We start from the raw sequence: 20,283 nt of genomic DNA on the forward strand, positions 1-20,283 counted from the left end.
CCTTTTTATAGTTTATCTCACTACAACTCGTAATAAGAATTTTGATTAATCGCTCTAAAATCAACATTTAACAATTTCATTCATAAATGATAAAAAAATAAAATTGTTAAAGTTATTTTAATTTCTACATTTGCACTGTTTTTATTTATTCTAAATAAAATTATTATCAACCAAATTTAAAATAGTAATGAATTACCTCAGTTTGAAAACTTCGCGTTTTCTATTTTCAATCAGCTTTCTATTTTCGTTTTTATCTGCCTTTGCACAAAACCATGGAAAAATTAAAGGAACAATTGCAACATCTGATGGCGATGCCGCTGCTGGTGTGAATATTATTCTCAAAAACACTAAATATGGCACCGTTTCTAATGATGACGGTTCTTTTGACTTCAATAAAGTAAAAGCCAATTCTTATACATTACAAGTATCTTTAACTGGTTATGAAACTTTAGAGGCTGAAATTACGGTTACAGAAAATGAAACTACTACGGTTAATTTACAACTGAAAGTTTCAAACAAAGAATTAAAAGAAGTTATCATTAGCAGTCCGAAAAGCATTGTGTCCAAAAAAACAGACTATGTTGCTAGAATGCCACTTAAGAATCTGGAAAACCCACAAGTTTATAGTGTAATCCATAAAGAACTTTTACAGGAACAAGTTGCGGTAGACATTAGAAGTGCTGTCCAAAATTCTCCTGGAGTAGTTTCAATTAGTTATCCATCCGGAGGAGTTGGCGTAATTTTTAGAGGATTTTCTACAGGAATAAATGCTAGAAACGGAATGGAAACGGTTTCGGGGCGTTCTTCTGTTGATCTTGGAAATGTAGAACGCATTGAAATCCTAAAAGGCCCGTCTGGAACTCTATTTGGTTCAACTGTATCTTCATTTGGAGGGGTGGTAAATTTAGTGACTAAAAAACCACACGAAACTACTGCTGCCGAAATCTCATACACAACCGGAAGCTATGGTTTAAATCGTTTAACGGCTGACATTAATACTCCGCTAAACAAAGATAAAAGTGTCTTGTTCAGAATAAATATGGCTGTTAACAGAGAAAAAAGTTTTCTTGATTATGGTTTCAATAATGCTTTGCTTTTTGCTCCTAGCCTTACTTACAAAGCATCTGAAAAGCTTACTTTCAATATTGATGCTGAACTTTATAATGTAAACAATACAAGACGCACTTATAATACTTACGCTGCAAATTCTGGAATTACAAATCCGAATGACTTAAAGATAGATTACAGAAAATCTATGTTTCATGATGATAATGATGCTAAAACAAAAGCAACAAAAGTTTTTGCTCAGGCCGAATATGAAATATCAGAAAACTGGAAATCTACTACTGTATTTTCATTTGTCGGAGAAGATGTAGAACGCAGTTATCAGAGTTATGCCGTTTGGAGTTCACCAACTCAAGTGGCTAGAAGAGTTGGTCTTTGGGGACCGATTTATAATAACTACACTAACATTCAGGAAAACTTAAACGGAAAATTTTCTACTGGAAACATTAAGCACAAATTTCTTGCGGGTATAAACTATAGACTTTACAGCGGTGCCTTTTCTGGAGGAAGTACTTTTACTCTTGACAATATTGATGTTACTGCACCATTTACTCCTATTAGAAGAAAAGCTGTAGATGCTGGTCTGGTTCTTACAACCTCTCCTATTGCAGATCAGAAAACGTTTAGCGTGTATGCGTGTGATGTCATCAATTTTACAGATCGTCTTTCGGCTATGTTGAGTTTGCGTCTGGATAATTTTGACCGTGAAAAAGTAGGAACCGTTGAAGGTTATAATCAGACAGCTTTGGCTCCAAAGCTTGGATTGGTTTATGAATTGGTTAAAGACCAAGTTTCTGTATTTGGAAATTACATGAATGGCTTTCAAAACATGCAGCCTGTAACACAGCCAGATGCTTCGATATTTGTTTTGGATCCTATTTATGCAGTTCAATATGAAGGAGGTATTAAAACCGAAGCTTTCAATAAAAAACTGACTGGTTCTGTGAGTTATTACAATATTACAATCGATAATGCGACAAGAGTAAATGCTACAGGTTTTACAGAACAAGATGGCAAGCAAGTCAGTAAAGGTTTTGATTTTGAGTTAATGGCCACTCCTATCAACGGATTAAGCATTGTCGCTGGTTATGGCTATAATGATAACAGAATTGTAAAAGCTTCTGACACATCAATCGAAGGAAATAAAGCGACAGGTTCTCCTGAAAATGTGGTGAACTTCTGGACTTCTTACACCTTCCAAAATAAACTAAAAGGGCTTGGTTTAGGTCTTGGTGCCAATTATGTAGACAAAAATTTCTTTACAGCAGATAATACTTTTTATATGCCTTCTTATACAACTCTTAACGGATCTGTTTATTATGATCGTACATCATGGAGAGTTGGTCTTAAATTTAATAATATAACTAACGAAAAATACTGGGATTTCTGGGGTACGTCACAAGCTCCGACAAATATTCTGGCCAGTTTAACTATTAAATTTTAAGACAGAGTTTTAGTTTAAGTAAAGCATCTCAATAAAAACTTGAGGTGCTTTTTTGTATGATTTTATTTTTAATTATTCTAAATAAAACTTATGTTTGTGAAAAATATCATTTAACAATTTAAAAACTCGATCTTATGAAATTAAATACTTTAAAAACAGTAAGCTTTTTATTTCTAATGCTTTTTGCTGCACCTCAACTTTTTGCTCATGCGCTTTGGATCGAAACTAAAGCAACAGGAACAAAAGGAAAAGCTCAAGAAATTTCTGTTTACTTTGGAGAGTTCTCTGATAATGACATTACAAAAGCTGATAAATGGTTCTCTGATTTAAAGGATTTCTCTTTAGTTGTAATTTCTCCTTCAAAAAAAGAGACTAAATTAACTTCTAAAGCTCTAGACAATAAATACCAAGCGTTTTTTACACCAGATGAAGATGGGGTTTACACGATTGTAATGCATCATACGGTAAAAGACGTTTATGGCACGATGAAATTAGATTACAATTCTAGTGCAAACGTTGTGGTTGGCAATAAGGCAGCAGGAAATACTATTGCTTCTAACACCAATAAAATTGCTGTTTTCTCAGAAAATGCAGATGTTGCCAAAAAAGATACTAAAATTACTGGCGTAGCCTCTTATGACGGAGCGATTGCAAAAGAAGCTAAAATTAAAGTAATTGCGCCAAACGGATGGGAAAAAGAATTGTGGACAAACGATAAGGGAGAATTTTCTTTTACGCCTATCTGGTCAGGAAATTATATGGTAGAATATGCTCACACAGATAAATCATCTGGTGAACACAACGGAAAAAAATACGATGAAATCTGGAAAATGGCTACTTACCAAATTGTAGTAAAATAATTTTTTGTTCATTCTTAGATTTAAATTCAATTTAAAGCCTCGCTGTGGAGCGAGGCTTTTTGTTATTATTTATACTAAATTAAAATAAAAACAAAAAATTCTTAAGCAAATCTTAAGAAAGAAATAATAAACATTTAAGAAATAAAATTGGTTCATAATTTTCTGTTAAAGAGTCTGTGTCTTTATATTTGCACTCGATAATTTTTATTGAATCTAAATAAATACCATGAAATATAATTTACTATTTGCATTAGGATTATTAAGTTTTGCCTCTTACGGTCAAGATTATTCAAGCAATGAAACTACTTCATCTGTTACTGACACTGTAAAAAATAAAAAGGGAGAAATTCTTAACGAGGTTGTGGTCTCTAAAACAAAAGAACCGAAACCAGTAACTGCAGTTCGCTCTGGATTAAAACCAATGGATAATCCGCAAACCATTCAAGTAATTGGTTCTGATGTTATCGAACAACAGCAAGCTATCAGATTAAGTGAAGTTCTTAAAAATGCTAATGGTGTATATGTAAGTTCTGCTCGTGGAGGTGCTACAGAATCTTTTTTCTCAAGAGGGTATGACATGTCGGCAAACAATATGTTCAAAAATGGTTTTCGTTATAATTCAGGTTCAATCCCTGATGTTTCCGGCTTAGATAAAGTAGAATTTCTAAAAGGAGGTTCTGCCTTATTATTTGGAAACGTGGCGCCAGGAGGAATTTTAAACTTAGTAACCAAAACGCCTCAATTCAAAAGCGGTGGAGAAATCTCAATGCAGTTTGGAAGCTATGCTTACTATAAACCAGCATTTGATTTTTACGGAGGCCTAAATAAATCTATTGCTTTTAGAATTAACGGTTCTTATGAGAATTCAGAAAGTTTTAGGGATGTTGTAAAAAACGAACGCGTATATGTAAATCCGTCGTTACTTTTTATTGTTAGTCCAAAAACACAAATCACGGTTCAAGGAGATTATTTAAGTGCAGATTGGACGCCAGATTTTGGAACTGGAATTATTGGAAAAGAAATCTTAGACTTGCCTCGCAATGCTTTCTATGGAGCGCTTTGGTCAAATGGTACTACTAAATCTTCTAGTGCATCGGTTTTATTAAATCACGATTTCAATAAAAACTGGAAACTGAACTTCAATAGTTCTTATCAGACATACAAAAGAACGCAAAAATCTACAGCCCAACTATCTAATTTAGATGATACAAAAATATATCCAACTCCAGGTTACTGGAACAGAGGATTAACTCAAGGAAAAAACTTAGAGCAAATTTTAGGAGATCAATTAAGCTTACAAGGAAACTTTAATACAGGATCTGTAAAACATCAAATTTTTACCGGTGTAGATTGGGAAAACTCATTTGCAACAGCTTATACTTACGCTTTTAGTGAAGAAAAAGTAAAAGTAAACGGTAAATATGATCCTAGTCTTTATGACACAATTTATCTTTTTGATTTTGATCCCTCAACGCAAAGAAATGATATTCCAAATGCAAGAGCAACACAAATCGGAAAAACAGAAACAAATCGTTTTGGAGTTTATTTCCAGGATTTAATTTCGATTACAGAGAAATTTAAAGTACTTGCTGGAATTCGTTGGTCATGGCAAGAAGCTGAAGTAACAACATATAAAGAGACTTCTACCGGAGCAGGAAATCCTGAAAAAGCAACACCAACTGTTGCTCCAAAACGTTTAGATAATGCGTTTTCTCCAAAGGTAGGATTAGTATATCAGCCTTTAAAAGACATGTCATTATTTGCTAGTTACTCTAGTTCATTTACACCAAATACAGGAACAACAATTGACTTGCAACCATTAGAAGCTTCTATTATAGATCAATATGAAGCTGGAATCAAAAAAGATTTCTGGAATGGTGCCTTAAGCACAAATGTAACCGTTTACCAAATCACAAATAGCAATTTAGCACAAACTGCGGAGTTTAATACTGACGGGTCTCTTAATACAGATACAACTAAAAAGACTTTAGGTGGAGGGACAAAAAGTAAAGGAGTCGAAATTGATATTACAGCGAGACCTGTTGAAGGCTTAAGCATTATTGGTGGTTACAGTTACAACGACATGCGTTACGTTAACACATCTGGAACACAAGGGAGTTTTGTTGAAGGCGACCGCGTAGTAAGAACACCGCAAAATACCGCGAACTTGAGTTTCTTTTATACTTTGTCAGCTGGCGTCTTAAAAGGCCTATCTTTTGGAGCTATCGGAAACTATATTGGAGACCGTTTGGGCGGATGGAATGATGATTATGTTTGGACTGCTGTTAAACCTACACCAACAAATCCTAAACCTGACCCTGCATATACCGTAACGATTAGAGATCGTGATATTCCATTAGAAGGTTATGTTACAATTGATGCATCTGTCGGATATACTTGGAGAAAATGGTCTGTACTTTGCAAATTATCAAACATTACAAACGAATTAAATTATACAGTTCACGAAAACTATAGTGTGAACCCAATTGCTCCTCGTCAGGTTATGACAAGCTTGCGATACAAGTTCTAAAATATTGAATTAGATGTTTTTTTTTTGATTTATCCCAAGATTTTCTATTTCTCTTGAAATAGAAAATCTTGGGATTTATATTTTAAGTCCAATTCTAATTCAATTAACACTATTTTTGCGTGCAATAGTATTCCCTAAAAAAATCAAAAATGTCAGATTCTCCAAAAAACCAGTTGCAAAAAAGTTTAGGCCTTAGTTTTAATATTGCCGTTTTAATTGGAGGAACAATCGGTGTTGGAATTTTAAGAACACCAGGAACTATTGCAGAAATGCTAAACAATTATTGGCTAATTCTTGCTTCATGGCTATTTGGAGGTTTATATGTTTTATTGGGAGCCAATTCGTATTCAGAATTGGCTACAATGCTGCCAAAAGCTGGCGGATCTTACAATTACATTAAAAGAGCTTTGGGCGAATATGCTGGTTTTCTTTCTGGCTGGTACGATTATATTGTGAATGCCATTCCTCCTGCTTTTTATTGTATTGTAATAAGCGAATACACCATTATTCTATTTCCACAATTGGCCAATTATTCAACAGTAATATCCATTTCTTTATTGATAGCATTTGTATTGCTGCATTTAAGTGGTGTAAAAAACGGAAGCTTGATTCAGCAGATTACTAGTTTATTAAAAGTGATTTGTTTTGTGGCTTTGGTTGTGGCTTGTTTTATGTACTCTGGAGCTGAAATTCCGCCAATAAAAACTGATAATTCGGTTTTTCAAATCGGACTAATTTTTGGATTTTTCAAATCATTGCAACTAATTATCGGGACTTACAATGGCTGGAATGCTGTTTGTTTTTTTGCTGAAGAAAATGAAAATCCAAACAAAAATATTCCGAAATCTTTATACAGCGGAGTTTTACTTGTTGTAGCCATTTATATTTTGGTAAATGCCGCATTTTTTCATGTACTGCCAATCGAAACACTAGCAAAATCTAATCTTGCCGCTGCTGATGTTGCTAAAATTCTTTTTGGCGAAAGCGGAGCTAAAATCGTAACGGTAATTTCGATTTTCTCTTTAATCAGTATTTTGAATGCCTTTATGATGATTCCTCCAAGAATATTGTACGGATTAAGCCGTGACGGATTTTTTATCGAAAAAGGAACTCAAGTAAACAAAGGCGGAACACCAATAGTAGCTCTATTGGTTTCGTCATTTTTTAGCTTGTTTTTAATCTGCATTGGTTCTTTTGAAGTTTTGTTTTCATTCGCCGCTTTTATCTCCATAATCGTTTGGGGATTGGCGTATTATTCCCTTTTAAAACTTAGAACTTCTGAACCGCATTTACCAAGACCTTACCGCTCTTTCTGGTATCCGTGGACCACAATAATAGCCTTAATATTTTCTATTGCATTACTTGCTGGATTTATTTACAGCGATCCAAAAAGCTTTATTATAATTGTAGGTATTGCGATCGCTTCTTATCCTTTGTTTTTAGTTTTGAAGAAAAAACAAAAGTAATACAAAACTTACTTTTATTTTGTTTTTTAATAAAATGCACTATTTTTGCATTTAACAATATGAAACATGAATTACAACTTATCATTTCAGGAAAGAGCAAAGTTAAGCATGGAACAATTATCCAAGCAGCAACCAGTTACCTTAGAAGAAGCCAAAGCTCAAGTACAATGGCTAAAGAATTCAAGCATTTCAAAAAACAAGAAAAAGAGACCTTAGAAAGATTTATAGAATTAAATAATCTTTGGATTCTAGATATTAATCTTGAAGATTACCTTTCTGAAGGAGCAGAGCAAAAGTCTATCTAAAAGATGGAAAGCATGTAATCAAACTTAATGATTCTATTTATTACAATTCCTGGATAGATTACTTCAATAATTTATTGTTAAATAACTTCTTTTTTCCAGATACTGCATACAATTTACTAGGCTTTTTCAAAAACGAAGATATTATATATGCAGTTGTTGAACAACCTTTTGTAAAAGCAACTGAACCAACAGATTTAGAAGTTGTAAAGAAGTTTATGCTTGTAAACGGTTTTCTAAATACCAAAAACAATGATTATTATAATCCTGACCTAGGAATTATTCTTGAAGATCTTCACGACGAAAATGTATTGACAGAAAATGGTATTCTCCAATTTATAGATACCGTTTTCTATATAAAAGATAATTTTTACGAGAATTAAAAAAATAATTTCGTAAAAAAACAGAACTTCTACTGACATAACGTTGTCACTTCATGTCATTTAATTTGCATAACAAAACACAAAAAAGATGAGCAAATTAGATTTAACCAAAACAGACAAAACGTATTATAATGCCAAAATCAACCCCGAAATTGTCTTTATAGAAAAAGCGAATTATATATCGATTACAGGTCAAGGTGATCCTTCTGGAAAAGATTTTTCAGAAAAAATTCAAGCATTATACATCACGGCGTATGTCATTAAATTTATGAATAAAGCGATGGATAACGATTTTGTTGTTCCAAAATTAGAAGCATTGTGGAGTTTTGATAATGAAAAATACGCATCAATCTCAATGGATGAAGCTCCGCTGAAAATACCTCGCGCTGAATGGAATTACAGAATCATGATTAGAATGCCCGATTTTGTAACTCGAGAACAAACCGAAAAAGCTATTGCCATTGCGGTCAATAAAAAACAAAATGAATTAGCCAAAGCAATTGAATTCTTTGAAATGGAAGAAGGTAAAGTAATTCAGGTTCTTCATATTGGCCCTTTTGATACAGAACCGCAAACACTAAAAAAAATTCTAGAATTTAGTACTGAAAACAATCTGCAACAAAACGGGTTGCATCATGAAATTTATCTTTCAGACTTTCGTAAAACAGCTCCCGAGAAATTAAAAACAATACTGAGAGAACCTGTAAAATAATTTTTTTTATTAGCCACGACTCGAGCGAAAGCGAACAGGCGAAGCAATTTGTGGCTAATAAAAAAAAGACCTAACAGGTTTTAAAAACCTGTTAGGTCTGCTTATAAAAAGAAATATTTCTTATTTCAAACCAGCCAAACTCTGCTCGATTGTAGCAATTTTTGCTAAAGCATCAGCTTGTTTTTGTTTTTCTAAATTAAGTACTTTCTCCGGAGCTCCGTTAACGAATTTCTCATTTGAAAGTTTCGCTTCAACCGATTTCAAGAATCCTTTTGTATAATTCAATTCTTCTGTCAGTTTTGCAATTTCTGCTTCAACGTCAATATTTCCAGTAATCGGAATGAAATATTCATTAGATTTTACACGGAAAGACAAAGCGCCATCAACTTTTTCAGAAACATATTCGAAAGCAGAAACGTTTCCTAATTTCGTGATGATTGAATCAAAATAAGTAGAAACATTTTCGCTATTGATTCCTTTTAATTCAATTGCATCTTTAAATGGAATATTTTTATCTTTTCTGATGGTTCTAATTCCTGAAATTACTTCAATAGAATTTTCGAAATCAGCAATTAATTTTGCATCAAACGGTTTTACTTCTGGCCAAGTCGAAACAATTAAAGCTTCTTCTGGAGTTCTTTCCGTAATTAACTGCCAAATCTCTTCTGTCAAGAAAGGCATAAACGGATGCAATAACTTCAAGTTGTTTTCTAACATTTCGATCGCTTTCGCGAAAGTTATGCTATCAATTGGCTGTTGGTAAGCCGGTTTAATCATTTCTAAGAACCAAGAACAGAAATCATCCCAAACTAACTTATAGATTGCCATCAATGAATCTGAAATTCTGTATTTCTCAAAATTATCCTCAATATCAACCAAAGTCTGCTGTAATTTAGCTTCGTACCATTCGATTGCTACTTTTGATGATTCTGGCTGTGCGATAGTTTCAGAAACTTCCCAACCTTTAATCAATTTGAAGGCATTCCAAATTTTGTTTGAGAACGCTTTTCCTTGAAGGCATAATTCTTCGTCAAACATAATATCGTTTCCTGCAGAAGCACTTAAAAGCAATCCTACACGAACACCGTCGGCACCAAATTTCTCGATCAAGTCTAAAGGATCTGGAGAGTTTCCTAATGATTTAGACATTTTACGGCGCTGTTTATCACGAACTAAACCTGTCAAATATACGTTTGTAAATGGTTTTTCGCCTGCATATTCGTAACCTGCGATAATCATTCTTGCCACCCAGAAAAATAAAATATCCGGACCCGTTACCAAGTCATTTGTTGGATAGTAATATTTAAAATCTGGACTTTCTGGATCCATAATACCACCGAAAACAGACATTGGCCATAACCACGAAGAAAACCAAGTGTCTAATGCGTCAACATCTTGTTTTAAGCTGTCGGTTGTTAGTTGCGGGTTGTTGGTTTTTTCTTTTGCTAATGCTAACGCATCTTCGATGTTTTCTGCAACTACGAAATCTTCTTTTCCGTCTCCGTAATAGTAAGCCGGAATTTGTTGTCCCCACCATAACTGGCGAGAAATATTCCAATCACGAATATTGTTTAACCAGTGCGCATAAGTGTTTTCGAAACGTTTTGGATGTAATTTAATATCTCCTGTTTCTAAAACCGATTTAATTGCTGGTTTTACCAATTCTTCCATTTTCAAGAACCATTGATCAGATAATCTTGGCTCGATTACGGCTTTTGTTCTTTCAGAAGTTCCCACTTTATTTAAGTGTGTTTCTGTTTTTGCTAAAGCTCCAATTTCTTGAAGTTCTTTTTCAATTTCCCTACGAACCACAAAACGGTCTTTTCCTTGATAGTGTAATCCGAAGCTGTTTAATGTCGCATCTTCATTAAAAATATCAACGATTTCTAAGTTGTGTTTTTCACCCAACGTTTTATCGTTCATATCGTGAGCAGGCGTTACTTTCAAACATCCTGTTCCGAATTCAATATCAACATATTCGTCTTCAATAATTGGAATAACTCTTCCGCAAATTGGAACAATTGCTTTTTTACCTTTTAAATGTGTAAAACGCTCATCGTTTGGATTGATACAGATAGCAGTATCTCCGAAAATAGTTTCTGGACGCGTTGTAGCAATAGTCAAGAAATCTTCTGAGCCTTCAATTTTATATTTTAAGAAAAATAATTTTCCTTGCTGTTCTTCGTAAATTACTTCTTCGTCAGAAAGAGTAGTTTTTGCTTCTGGATCCCAGTTTACCATACGGTATCCTCTGTAGATTAATCCTTTGTTGTATAAATCCACAAACGATTTAATTACAGATGCAGACATATCTGGATCCATTGTAAATTTAGTGCGTTCCCAATCGCAAGAAGCACCTAATTTCTTAAGTTGTTCTAAGATTGTTCCTCCATATTTATCTGTCCATTCCCAAGCATGTTTTAGGAATTCTTCACGGGTCAAATCGTTTTTATTGATTCCTTCAGCTTTTAATTTCGCTACCACTTTTGCTTCAGTAGCAATAGAAGCGTGGTCTGTTCCAGGTACCCAACAAGCGTTGAATCCTTTAAGACGTGCTCTACGAATTAAAACATCTTGAATCGTATTATTCAACATATGTCCCATGTGAAGGACTCCAGTGACGTTTGGCGGCGGGATTACAATGGTGTACGGTGTTCTGTGATCTGGTTCTGAATGAAAATAGTTATTTTTCATCCAGTAATCATACCATTTACTCTCAATCGTCTTAGCGTCAAATTGTGCTGGAATTGTCATTTATATATGTTTAATCGTTTACTTTTTTGTTGATTCGTTTAATCGTTAAATTGTTTAATCGCTTGTTTTTTCGTGAAATCAATTTAAGGTAAATCGGTTAAACGATTAAACAGTTAAGCACATAAGCGAAACTTTGGTTCAGTTTTTGTATTTTATTAGCTGACAGCAAAAGTAAATAATTAAGTAGACTATAAAAAGAGAAATAATAATTTGTGTGTTAATTAAAAGAATGTATATTTACTTACAATTAAAAAAAAGATTTCATATGAAAAATGCAGCCTCTTTTATTGCAGTCTTATTGTTTAGTGCAATAAGTTATGCGCAAAATGGCCCAAAAATTGAATTTGCAGCCCCTGATAATACAATTGATTATGGAAAAATTTCTAAAAGTGACAATGGGCTTCGTTCATTTGAATTTACCAACACTGGAGATGCTCCTTTATTAATTACAGGTGCAGAATCTACAGTAAGTTCAATTATTGTGACTAAACCTGCGGCAGCCATTATGCCAGGCAAAAAAGGAAAAATTGATGTAAAATATAATATGGTCGCAGGACCTATCCGTAAAACTATTACTGTTGAAACAAATGCAGTAAACTATCCTGACGGAAGAGTAGCTCTTAAAATTAAGGGTGAAGTTCAATAAGAATCAAATAATCTAAAATAACAAAAGCCGTTTCTAAATCTAGAAACGGCTTTTTATTTTGCAAAGAAGCATCTTGCTTCTGAACTCTTTCCTCTTTTATTTCTTCTCAGCGCATTCAGCGGTATCAAATTTATACTTTACGCTTTCAAAGTCAATTGGTTTGTCTTTTACTAAATAAGTAACCCCCATTGTTGTCTGCATAGTTCCGTTTCCTAAAATAAGCTGATTATTGCGTTTTAAAAGTGCCATCGGATTTTTGAATGTTTTGTCCCCGTTTACGTTGTCTTTAAAAGTATAATCTACAAACAGCGTATCTCCATGAAACTCTCCTGCAACTTCACCCGTTCTAACAGTTGAAGGCGCCACTCTCATAACCATATCTCCAGATAATTTTCCGTTTTTTAAAGTATTTAATTTTAAATCTATTGTGTCCTTTTCATAAATTGCTTTGTAACATGCCGTGCTTACTATTGTTTCACCTTCTGCTTTTGCAGCTTCAGCGGCTTTTTGTTTTTCTTCATTTTTACAGCTTTGCAATCCAATGAAGGATAAAAGCAAACAAGATAAGGTTAGATTTCTCATAATATTTTTCATTTTTTTGATATTACTATAAAATTAAAGAAAAAGAATTTATTTCTTCAATAATTTTCATCTGTTGGTAAAAATTAATTTTAACACATAGAAACATAGTTTCAATAAACTTAAAAAGGCGTTTCACTAATTTCAATACACATAGCTAAGTGTTAAAGCTAGCTTTTCCTATAATCTTAAACAAAAACAATAAAAATCTATGTTTCTATGTGTTTAAATTCAATTTAACTCAAAAGGATGATTTTTATAAATTTTTAATTACAAATTCAGATCTTCTGTTTAATTCATGTTCTTCTTCTGAGCACGAGTCATCAGTTTTGCATTTTATAATTGGCACCGATTCACCATAACCTTTTGCTGTGATCCTTTGGGCATCTATTCCCGATTGAATAATAAACTCTCTAGTAGAATTAGCTCTCTTTTGCGATAAGTCTTCATTAAATTTAGCATTTCCTCTAGAATCGGTATGCGATCCTATTTCGATTTTCATTTCAGGATATTTCTTCATTAGTTCGACAACTCTTCCTAGAACCACTTTTGATTCTTTACGAATGTACCACATATTATAGTCAAAGTAAATTGGATCTGTTTTGATGATCAAGCGGTCTTTGTCTTTTACAACATCTTTTTCTTTCGCTAAAATCTCTTTTACTTTTTCCTGTTTTTTAACTTCAGCTGCAACAATTGCGGCTTCTTTGGCCTTTTTCTCTTTTTCTTTTAACTCAAGCGCAACCAAAGCTTCTTTTTTCTTGTTCTCTTCTTCAATAATAATTTCCTGTTTTCTCTTATTTTCAGCAATTTGTTTTTCTTCTTTTTTGATGGCTTCTAAAGATCTCAACGCCAAAGAAGCATCATTAACTTTATCTCTAGTTTTATCTAAGGTCAATATTTTAGAAGCATTGGTATAGTTTTCTTTGAAAGCGCTTATTTTATACGAACTCTCACAGGCAACCGTAAAACTGAATTTTCCGTCAGCAGAAGTTGTGATTGTATTTAAGGTTTTATTTTCTGAATCCTGCAATAATACTGTTGCACTTTCTAGAGCCAATTGCGTATCTACATCTGTAATTGTTCCTGCAATAAACTGTTTGCAATCTTCAACGATTAGATCTTTTATTTCTTTGAATTGATAAATGTCGTCGCTTCCCTTTCCTCCTTCTCTATTTGAAGCAAAAAATCCTTCTTTGGTATTAGAATCGATATTAAACGCAAAATCATCTAAATTAGAATTTAACGGAAGTCCAACATTTACTGGTTTTGAATAGTCATTTCCATTTATTTCAGAAACAAAAACATCTAATGATCCGTAACCTAAATGTCCGTCTGATGAAAAATATAATTTATTGTCTCCCGAAGCAAAAGGAAACTGCTCTCTCTTACCGGTATTGACTTGCGGCCCTAAATTCTTTGGAGTATCAAATGCTCCTTTATTTATGTTTACCGAATAAATATCAAATGAACCCAAAGAACCTGGCATATCTGAAGCAAAATACAATACTTTTTCATCGGCACTCAAAGCGGGATGCTCAACAGAATAATTCGGACTGTTGAAGGGAAGCGATGTAATATTGGTCCATTTTCCTTCTACTAATTCTGCTTTAAAAATCTGAAGATTTGAGATTTTTTTATCGTCTTTTTTCTTCTTGCCATTTTTAGAATTGTTTCTCGTAAAATACATCGTTTTGCCATCTTTTGTAAAAACTGCATTCGATTCGTGCATTCCAGTTTTTAATTCTTTAGCAAAATAATGAACGATAGAATCTGCCGAATTGATGTTTTTTAAAGGAATTGAAACTAAATTCAAATAGGTTTCGTTATCCCATTTGTATTTTTTATCGAATAAACCAGGTTTCAATTTAACTCCTGCAAAAACTAGATTTTCTTTGTATTTAACTGCTCCAAATTCAGAATTTGGCGTATTTATAGCAAGGTTTTTAATTTCAAAACGCTTACCGATCGCAGTAACATTTTCTAAAGTTTTAAGTTCTTTTTCAAATTTGGTAAGATCTTCTGGATTACTAGATTTAGCATAATATTCTTTTAAATTGGCATTTGCGTCATCGTTGCTATTTGTTGCTTTTAACGTTTGTGCGTATCTAAAATAATATTCTCGGTCTAAATTATTGCTGTAATTGCCAATCAGAAGACGATAATAACGCTGCGCTTTAACCAAATCATTGGTATAGAAATAAGAATCGGCCAAGTTTTTAATGACTTCTTGAGAAGGTCTTTCGTCGGCTAATTTTTGGTATAAAATAATGGCTTCGCTGTAATACGTTTTATCAAAAAAACGTTTTGCTCTAATCAATTCCTGATCCTGTGCACTTATAAACTGTATTGAAAATACGAATATAATAACGAGTAGTTTTTTCATATTTTTCATTTTAGAAGAATCTTGGTGATTTATCGAATCCTTTCCCTAACAAATCCAAATCGAACAACAGCATTATTTCGTGTGTTCCTGAATTAAACTGACCGAAATTTGTGAGCGTATAATCATAGGCGTAACCCACTCTCAATGTCGGCGTAACATTAATATTGAATAAAGCACTAACTGAATCATCAATTCTGTAGGCAGCTCCAAATTCAAACTTTTCATTATACAAAACATTCGCAGTGACGTCTAAAGTAATTGGCGCGCCTTTTACAAATTTTGACATAAATGCTGGTTTCAACTTCACCTTATCGCTAAACTGAAAAACATAACCTGCCGTTAAAAAAGTGTGTATTTCTTCAGAACCAAAAGCATTCATTCCTGATTTTTCTTCAATGTATTTTGATTTCAGCAAATTCGGCACAGATAGTCCGATATAAAGATTGTCTCTGAAATAATAAGCTCCAACTCCAATATTTGGTTTGGTTGCATTTATATTTTCTGCAAAAGCTAAATCAGTCTGAGGATCCGTAAAACGAAATCCGTTAAAATTAGTTTGCATGGATGAAAATCCCGCTTTTAAGCCCAGCGACAATTTATTTTTTCCGCCTAATTTTAAAACATAGGCAAAATCGGCATAAACATTATTTTCTTTTTTTGCTCCGTCTCCAATATCATCTGAAATAAAAGAGATTCCAGCTTCTATTTTGTCATTAATCGCTGTATGTCCAAAAAACGTAAATGTTTTTGGAGCACCGTAAGCGCCCACCCATTGCGTTCTATACAATCCGCCAAAATTCATCATAGCAGGAACGCCTGTCGCATAAGCAGGATTGACTACACTCATATTGTACATATAATGCGTGTATTCTGGATCTTGCTGTGCAGAGACCGATAAGCAGAAAAGGAAATTTATAAGGAGTACTATTTTTTTCATTTGAAAACTGTATTAAAATGTAAAAAGAGATTTTATCGATTTAAATAAAGACGGCCTTGTTTTGGCGGTTTATTGTCTTTATTGAAATGCAGTACATAAAAATAAACTCCGTTGGGTGCGATACCTCCCGCGATACCACTTTTTTCATAATTTTTACCGTCCCAAGCTGGTTTACTATTATCTCCTTTATACATTCCGTTTCCGTATCTATTATAAATTTCAAGTGTATAATTCGGGTATAAAAACTCAATATCTTTTATCACAAACGAATCGTTTACACCATCTCCGTTTGGTGAAAATCCGTCTGGAATAAAAAACTCGTATTGAGCCACCTCGCAGTCTTGCAAAGAGACTTTTACTTCTCTGTAACTTTCAGACAAGCATCTTGTTACTTCATTTAAATCATATCCGTAATAAGTTGCATTATGGACTAGTAATGTAGTTGAAGGCAATAAATTTCCATCTGCTGCGTCATACCAAGCAACTGTTGTGGGAACATTGGTTTTACTGGAAAGATCACTTATTTTCGGATTTGCCAATCCGCAGAAGTCTGGCGTTTCTGTCATTTCAGGAGCTGGCGTATCGTTTATAATTACCGAAATTTTGGCTGGTTCTGAAGTACAGCCCGCTGCTGAAGTTTCTCTAACGAAATAATCTTCTGTTTTTAAAACATAATCAACTGCTAACGGTGTTGTTGCTGTTGCCGAATTATACCATTTATATTGCGCCCCTTTTGGTTCTAAATTGGCTATTGATGCTTCATCAACTTTACAAAACTGCTGATCTGTTACAGTTGGTGCTGGCGGAATTGGATTTATTACAAAATCATCTGTAACATTGATTAAATCTACATCGCAATTTGTAACGGTATTGGTTAAATTCAATAATGTAATTTTTGTTGTTCCTGTATTTAAAAGCAATTCGGCAGGAATAATAAAATCTAATTTTCCATTTGTGACTGCTTTTGCAATAGTTTGCACGGATGAAGAATTGCTTTCAGACAATGCGTAAGAAATACTGGCATTCGTTAAGCTTCCTAAACCAGAAACTGCAACAGTAACAGGCGCATTCAAACAGAAATCATTAACTTTTGCCATCACAGTTACTGCATTTGGAAGCGGATTTATATTTAAATTCCCTGCTACATTTGCCGTATTGCTGCATTGAGGCGAAGGATTTGTAATATCAGTGATGCTATAAATACTAATTACCGATAATCCGCTTCTAGTATTTAAACTTTTTGGAACTATAAAAGAAGCCTTTCCTCCAACAGACTGCATTTCTGCTGTTTCGCCAAGAGCCAAATTATCTCCATTTACGTTATAAGAAATACGGTAATTTCCATCGAGCAATTGAGGCGCTGTGACTTGAATTGTAGCATCATCATTTTGACAAATAGGAAGCGCCGATAATGTAGCATTAGTCAAACGCGGTAATGGATAAATAGTCAAAATAGTTGAAAACGGACTAAAGATATTTACACATTTTCCTTTACTTGATGTTGACACTATACGCGTAACCGTTATGGTATATTGCCCCACTTGTTTAAAATAAGAAGATCGAATTGGAAAGTTAAATTCTCCATTTGCAAAATTTCCTCTTATAGTTTCAGATCCAGACGCTCCCGGTCCGACAACACTAAAACTAACGTCGTATACTCCATTAGGTATAGAGTCTGGTCCTTGCGTAATTTTTGCCGAATACGTTGCTGTGGCAATTTCCGATTCGCAGATATCTTTGCTAACTGCGATTTTTGACCCTGTAAAATCGAGTCTTTTTTCGAGCAATATTTTTACAGTAGCATTATCATCAGGACATATAAAGCTGTTAGGAACAGCTAAAACAGTATACGTATAAGAATATTCTCCTGGTCCATTTGCGTCAAATAATTCTTGAAGATTAATAGTATGATCAGTGGGCGATGTTATTCCGATACCTGTCCAAGTTCCATCTGGGTCTTCACCAGTAAGCCGATCATTTAAATTCAAATCGGTATATGCTGCCAAATCGGTTGTCCCGCACAACTCCAAATGCTGTGGTTCTCCTGCTTCTGGAGCTATATAAATAGTTACTTGCACATTGGTAGACTTTTCGTCGGGAGAACATTCAAGCACAGCTGGCACGGTATAGATAAAGTTAAGTGTAGTTTTGGTTTTATATTGGTCAATCGTTATTGAAGATTCTACGGGCTCTCCTTTGTCAGTCTTAAATGTCCCGTTTACATGTGGTCCCATTACTTTACTGTCAAAAGCCGTAAAAAGATTAAAAGTTCGATTTTTATTACAAACAGTAGCTTCCGAGCCAACTCCCACATATGCACCTATCGTAATTGTAACTACAGCTTTATTATCTGTACATCCTGAAGTCGCTGGGGCAGTATAAGTATAATAATACGTTCCACCGCCAAGAATAAGTTGCGCGTTCAAAATACCATTTACAGCATCTAAACCTTGCTTGCTGCTTCCTGTCCATGTTCCGCCAGGAACTGGAGAACCTCCTAATAAAGAAAATAAATTTACCGATTGATAAATTGGATTAGAGACGTCACAAATTAATTCATTTGTATTATCATCACCAGCACATTGTGCAGTTAGTTTTGAAGAAATGAGGGTAAAAAAAATAAAAAACAATACAAAACAGTGGTAGCTAATGTAGTTTTTTGCCATAGATTAAATTTTTTACTAAACATAAGAAAATATTTAACAAAAAACACGATTTTTAGTAAACTTATTTTCACAAAAAGTAAACATTTCTACAATACAACATCTTAAAATGCTGTTTTCATAATAAATCAAAAATTATGACCTAGTTCTTTTTTACAATTCATCTTCTAGCCTAAATCTAAATTTAAGCACCACACTATTTCGTTCAACCTCGATATTAATCCAAATATCATCTTCCGATTTTAAAAGATTATTAATCTGTTGGAGAGTATATTTATACGGCTGTGTCTTATTAATACTGATAATAATGTCACCTTTAAGAAGTCCGCATTTTTCAGCTGCAGAATTCTTACGCACGTTTACAATTTCATAAACAGGCTTTAGAGCAAATTTATATTTAAAATTATTGCTGTTCTTCTCTTTTTCCTGCAATTCATCCATCGAGGAAGCAACTCGCACGGTTTCTAAATGCACTGTTTCCTGTACCCACTGAAGTCCATTGTGCTGAACCGTGATTCCACTTTTATTGTAGGTAAAAGGTTCTCCAAATTTGCTATTCTTTTTCAGGTAGAGTTTTTTCCCTTTATAATCCAAAACCAAAGTAAATCGTTTTAAAACTTCGCCACCAACAGATCCAATACGTCCTGGGACCATCTTAACGTTCCGAATGGAGGCAGAATCAGGAAAAGAAACGATTGGTTTTTTAAAATCAAATTCGTCAATCGAAAATTTATCAATTTTAGCACGATGCCCTTCAATATCCCCGCTAAATCCTTTTCCTAAAAAATCTGGAAAATTTTTATTTGGGAGTTTGATTTTATCATTCTCAAAAACCCAGAAAGCATCACTATTTCCAATATCAATTAGAAGCTTTGCCGGAATTTCTTCATTATTGACCGTTGCTGTTGTCATGATGTAGGGTTTTGATTTTTCTACTGTTATCGGAACCATTCTAAACTTTTTATTTAGTTTTTCCTCAAACTTATTATTCTTCGCATGAACTATTATTTTCCTTTTCTGGTAATTAACTTCTACATAGTTATTTCGAAAGAATTTATGGCCGATAATTCCATTGACAGGAATTCCGATATGAGAAGACAAATTGAAGCTTTGGTCTAAAATAATAAAGACCATATGATCATTGGATTTCAGACCATGTGTTTCCAAAATATTCTTTGTCGATTTCAGACCTTCTATTTCTTCCTCGCTTCCTAAACCGCGGAGTTTAATTTTTTCCACATTATTAAAACTGACTTCCTGCTTTTCTTCCATACTAAACAGAATCGTTTCTTCGACACCAGAATCTAAAAGAAAATTAAGCTCAACTCCATTTACTTTTATCGGAATAAAAACAAGATTATTTATCAATTTAAAAGGAATTGTGGCCTTTGTTGCATTGTTTTCCAATAAAAAATCGCCTTGTCCAAAAAGCAAAAAAGGTAAGAATAACCCAAAAAACAATACTATATATTTTTTCATTGACAATATTTTATTATAAAATTAGTAAATATATTTATTATTGTTACATTTTTGCAAGTACCCGTATTGTTTACGTT

General features: G+C 33.6%; 14 protein-coding genes. 8 read left to right on the forward strand and 6 right to left on the reverse strand.

Annotated features, from left to right (window positions below):
* The first annotated feature begins 187 nt into the window (after positions 1 to 187).
* From BLP44_RS06690 to BLP44_RS06715, 7 genes are all read left to right on the forward strand, one after another.
* Positions 188 to 2,509, forward strand: a complete 2,322-nt coding sequence (locus BLP44_RS06690; protein WP_091130800.1) for a TonB-dependent receptor — start codon at positions 188 to 190, stop codon at positions 2,507 to 2,509.
* A gap of 134 nt (positions 2,510 to 2,643) precedes the next feature.
* Entirely contained in the window at positions 2,644 to 3,369 is a 726-nt protein-coding gene (locus tag BLP44_RS06695) for a DUF4198 domain-containing protein (RefSeq protein WP_091130809.1), read from the forward strand.
* Between the two features lie 226 nt (positions 3,370 to 3,595).
* Complete coding sequence (locus BLP44_RS06700) at positions 3,596 to 5,899, forward strand: TonB-dependent siderophore receptor (RefSeq protein WP_091130810.1); 2,304 nt, start codon at positions 3,596 to 3,598, stop codon at positions 5,897 to 5,899.
* A gap of 149 nt (positions 5,900 to 6,048) precedes the next feature.
* Entirely contained in the window at positions 6,049 to 7,365 is a 1,317-nt protein-coding gene (locus tag BLP44_RS06705) for an APC family permease (protein ID WP_091130811.1), read from the forward strand.
* A 59-nt stretch (positions 7,366 to 7,424) separates the two neighbouring features.
* Positions 7,425 to 7,670: a hypothetical protein gene (locus tag BLP44_RS23125; RefSeq protein WP_244511689.1), complete on the forward strand. Its 246-nt coding sequence runs from the start codon at positions 7,425 to 7,427 to the stop codon at positions 7,668 to 7,670.
* A 35-nt stretch (positions 7,671 to 7,705) separates the two neighbouring features.
* A complete protein-coding gene (locus BLP44_RS23130; RefSeq protein WP_244511703.1) occupies positions 7,706 to 8,050 on the forward strand; it encodes a putative polyvalent protein kinase domain-containing protein in 345 nt (114 codons plus the stop codon).
* An 88-nt stretch (positions 8,051 to 8,138) separates the two neighbouring features.
* Entirely contained in the window at positions 8,139 to 8,762 is a 624-nt protein-coding gene (locus tag BLP44_RS06715; RefSeq protein ID WP_091130812.1) for a GyrI-like domain-containing protein, read from the forward strand.
* 120 nt (positions 8,763 to 8,882) lie between these two features.
* Here the strand turns inward: BLP44_RS06715 and BLP44_RS06720 are convergent, their stop codons facing one another.
* Positions 8,883 to 11,516, reverse strand: coding sequence for a valine--tRNA ligase (locus BLP44_RS06720; RefSeq protein WP_091130816.1), 2,634 nt, complete (start codon positions 11,514 to 11,516; stop codon positions 8,883 to 8,885).
* A gap of 265 nt (positions 11,517 to 11,781) precedes the next feature.
* Between BLP44_RS06720 and BLP44_RS06725 the strand changes: the two genes are divergently transcribed.
* Positions 11,782 to 12,162, forward strand: a complete 381-nt coding sequence (locus BLP44_RS06725) for a DUF1573 domain-containing protein (protein ID WP_008462293.1) — start codon at positions 11,782 to 11,784, stop codon at positions 12,160 to 12,162.
* Positions 12,163 to 12,258: 96 nt separating this feature from the next.
* On the opposite strand, the gene BLP44_RS06730 is transcribed toward BLP44_RS06725, so the two are convergent.
* The 5 genes from BLP44_RS06730 to BLP44_RS06750 all read right to left on the reverse strand — a co-directional run bounded on the left by BLP44_RS06730 (position 12,259) and on the right by BLP44_RS06750 (position 20,206).
* The gene (locus tag BLP44_RS06730; RefSeq protein ID WP_083219798.1) at positions 12,259 to 12,756 is read right to left on the reverse strand and encodes a hypothetical protein; all 498 of its coding nucleotides are present in this window, start codon (positions 12,754 to 12,756) and stop codon (positions 12,259 to 12,261) included.
* A 241-nt stretch (positions 12,757 to 12,997) separates the two neighbouring features.
* On the reverse strand, positions 12,998 to 15,127 hold the full coding sequence (locus tag BLP44_RS06735; protein WP_091131379.1) for an OmpA family protein: 2,130 nt from the start codon (positions 15,125 to 15,127) through the stop codon (positions 12,998 to 13,000).
* Between the two features lie 10 nt (positions 15,128 to 15,137).
* Entirely contained in the window at positions 15,138 to 16,064 is a 927-nt protein-coding gene (locus tag BLP44_RS06740; protein ID WP_091130820.1) for a PorP/SprF family type IX secretion system membrane protein, read from the reverse strand.
* Positions 16,065 to 16,096: 32 nt separating this feature from the next.
* The gene (locus BLP44_RS06745; RefSeq protein WP_091130823.1) at positions 16,097 to 18,730 is read right to left on the reverse strand and encodes a T9SS type B sorting domain-containing protein; all 2,634 of its coding nucleotides are present in this window, start codon (positions 18,728 to 18,730) and stop codon (positions 16,097 to 16,099) included.
* A gap of 150 nt (positions 18,731 to 18,880) precedes the next feature.
* On the reverse strand, positions 18,881 to 20,206 hold the full coding sequence (locus tag BLP44_RS06750) for a PDZ domain-containing protein (protein WP_091130827.1): 1,326 nt from the start codon (positions 20,204 to 20,206) through the stop codon (positions 18,881 to 18,883).
* Between the last annotated feature and the right edge of the window lie 77 nt (positions 20,207 to 20,283).

This window comes from Flavobacterium anhuiense (assembly GCF_900101855.1).
GTDB classification, from domain to species: Bacteria; Bacteroidota; Bacteroidia; order Flavobacteriales; family Flavobacteriaceae; genus Flavobacterium; species Flavobacterium anhuiense.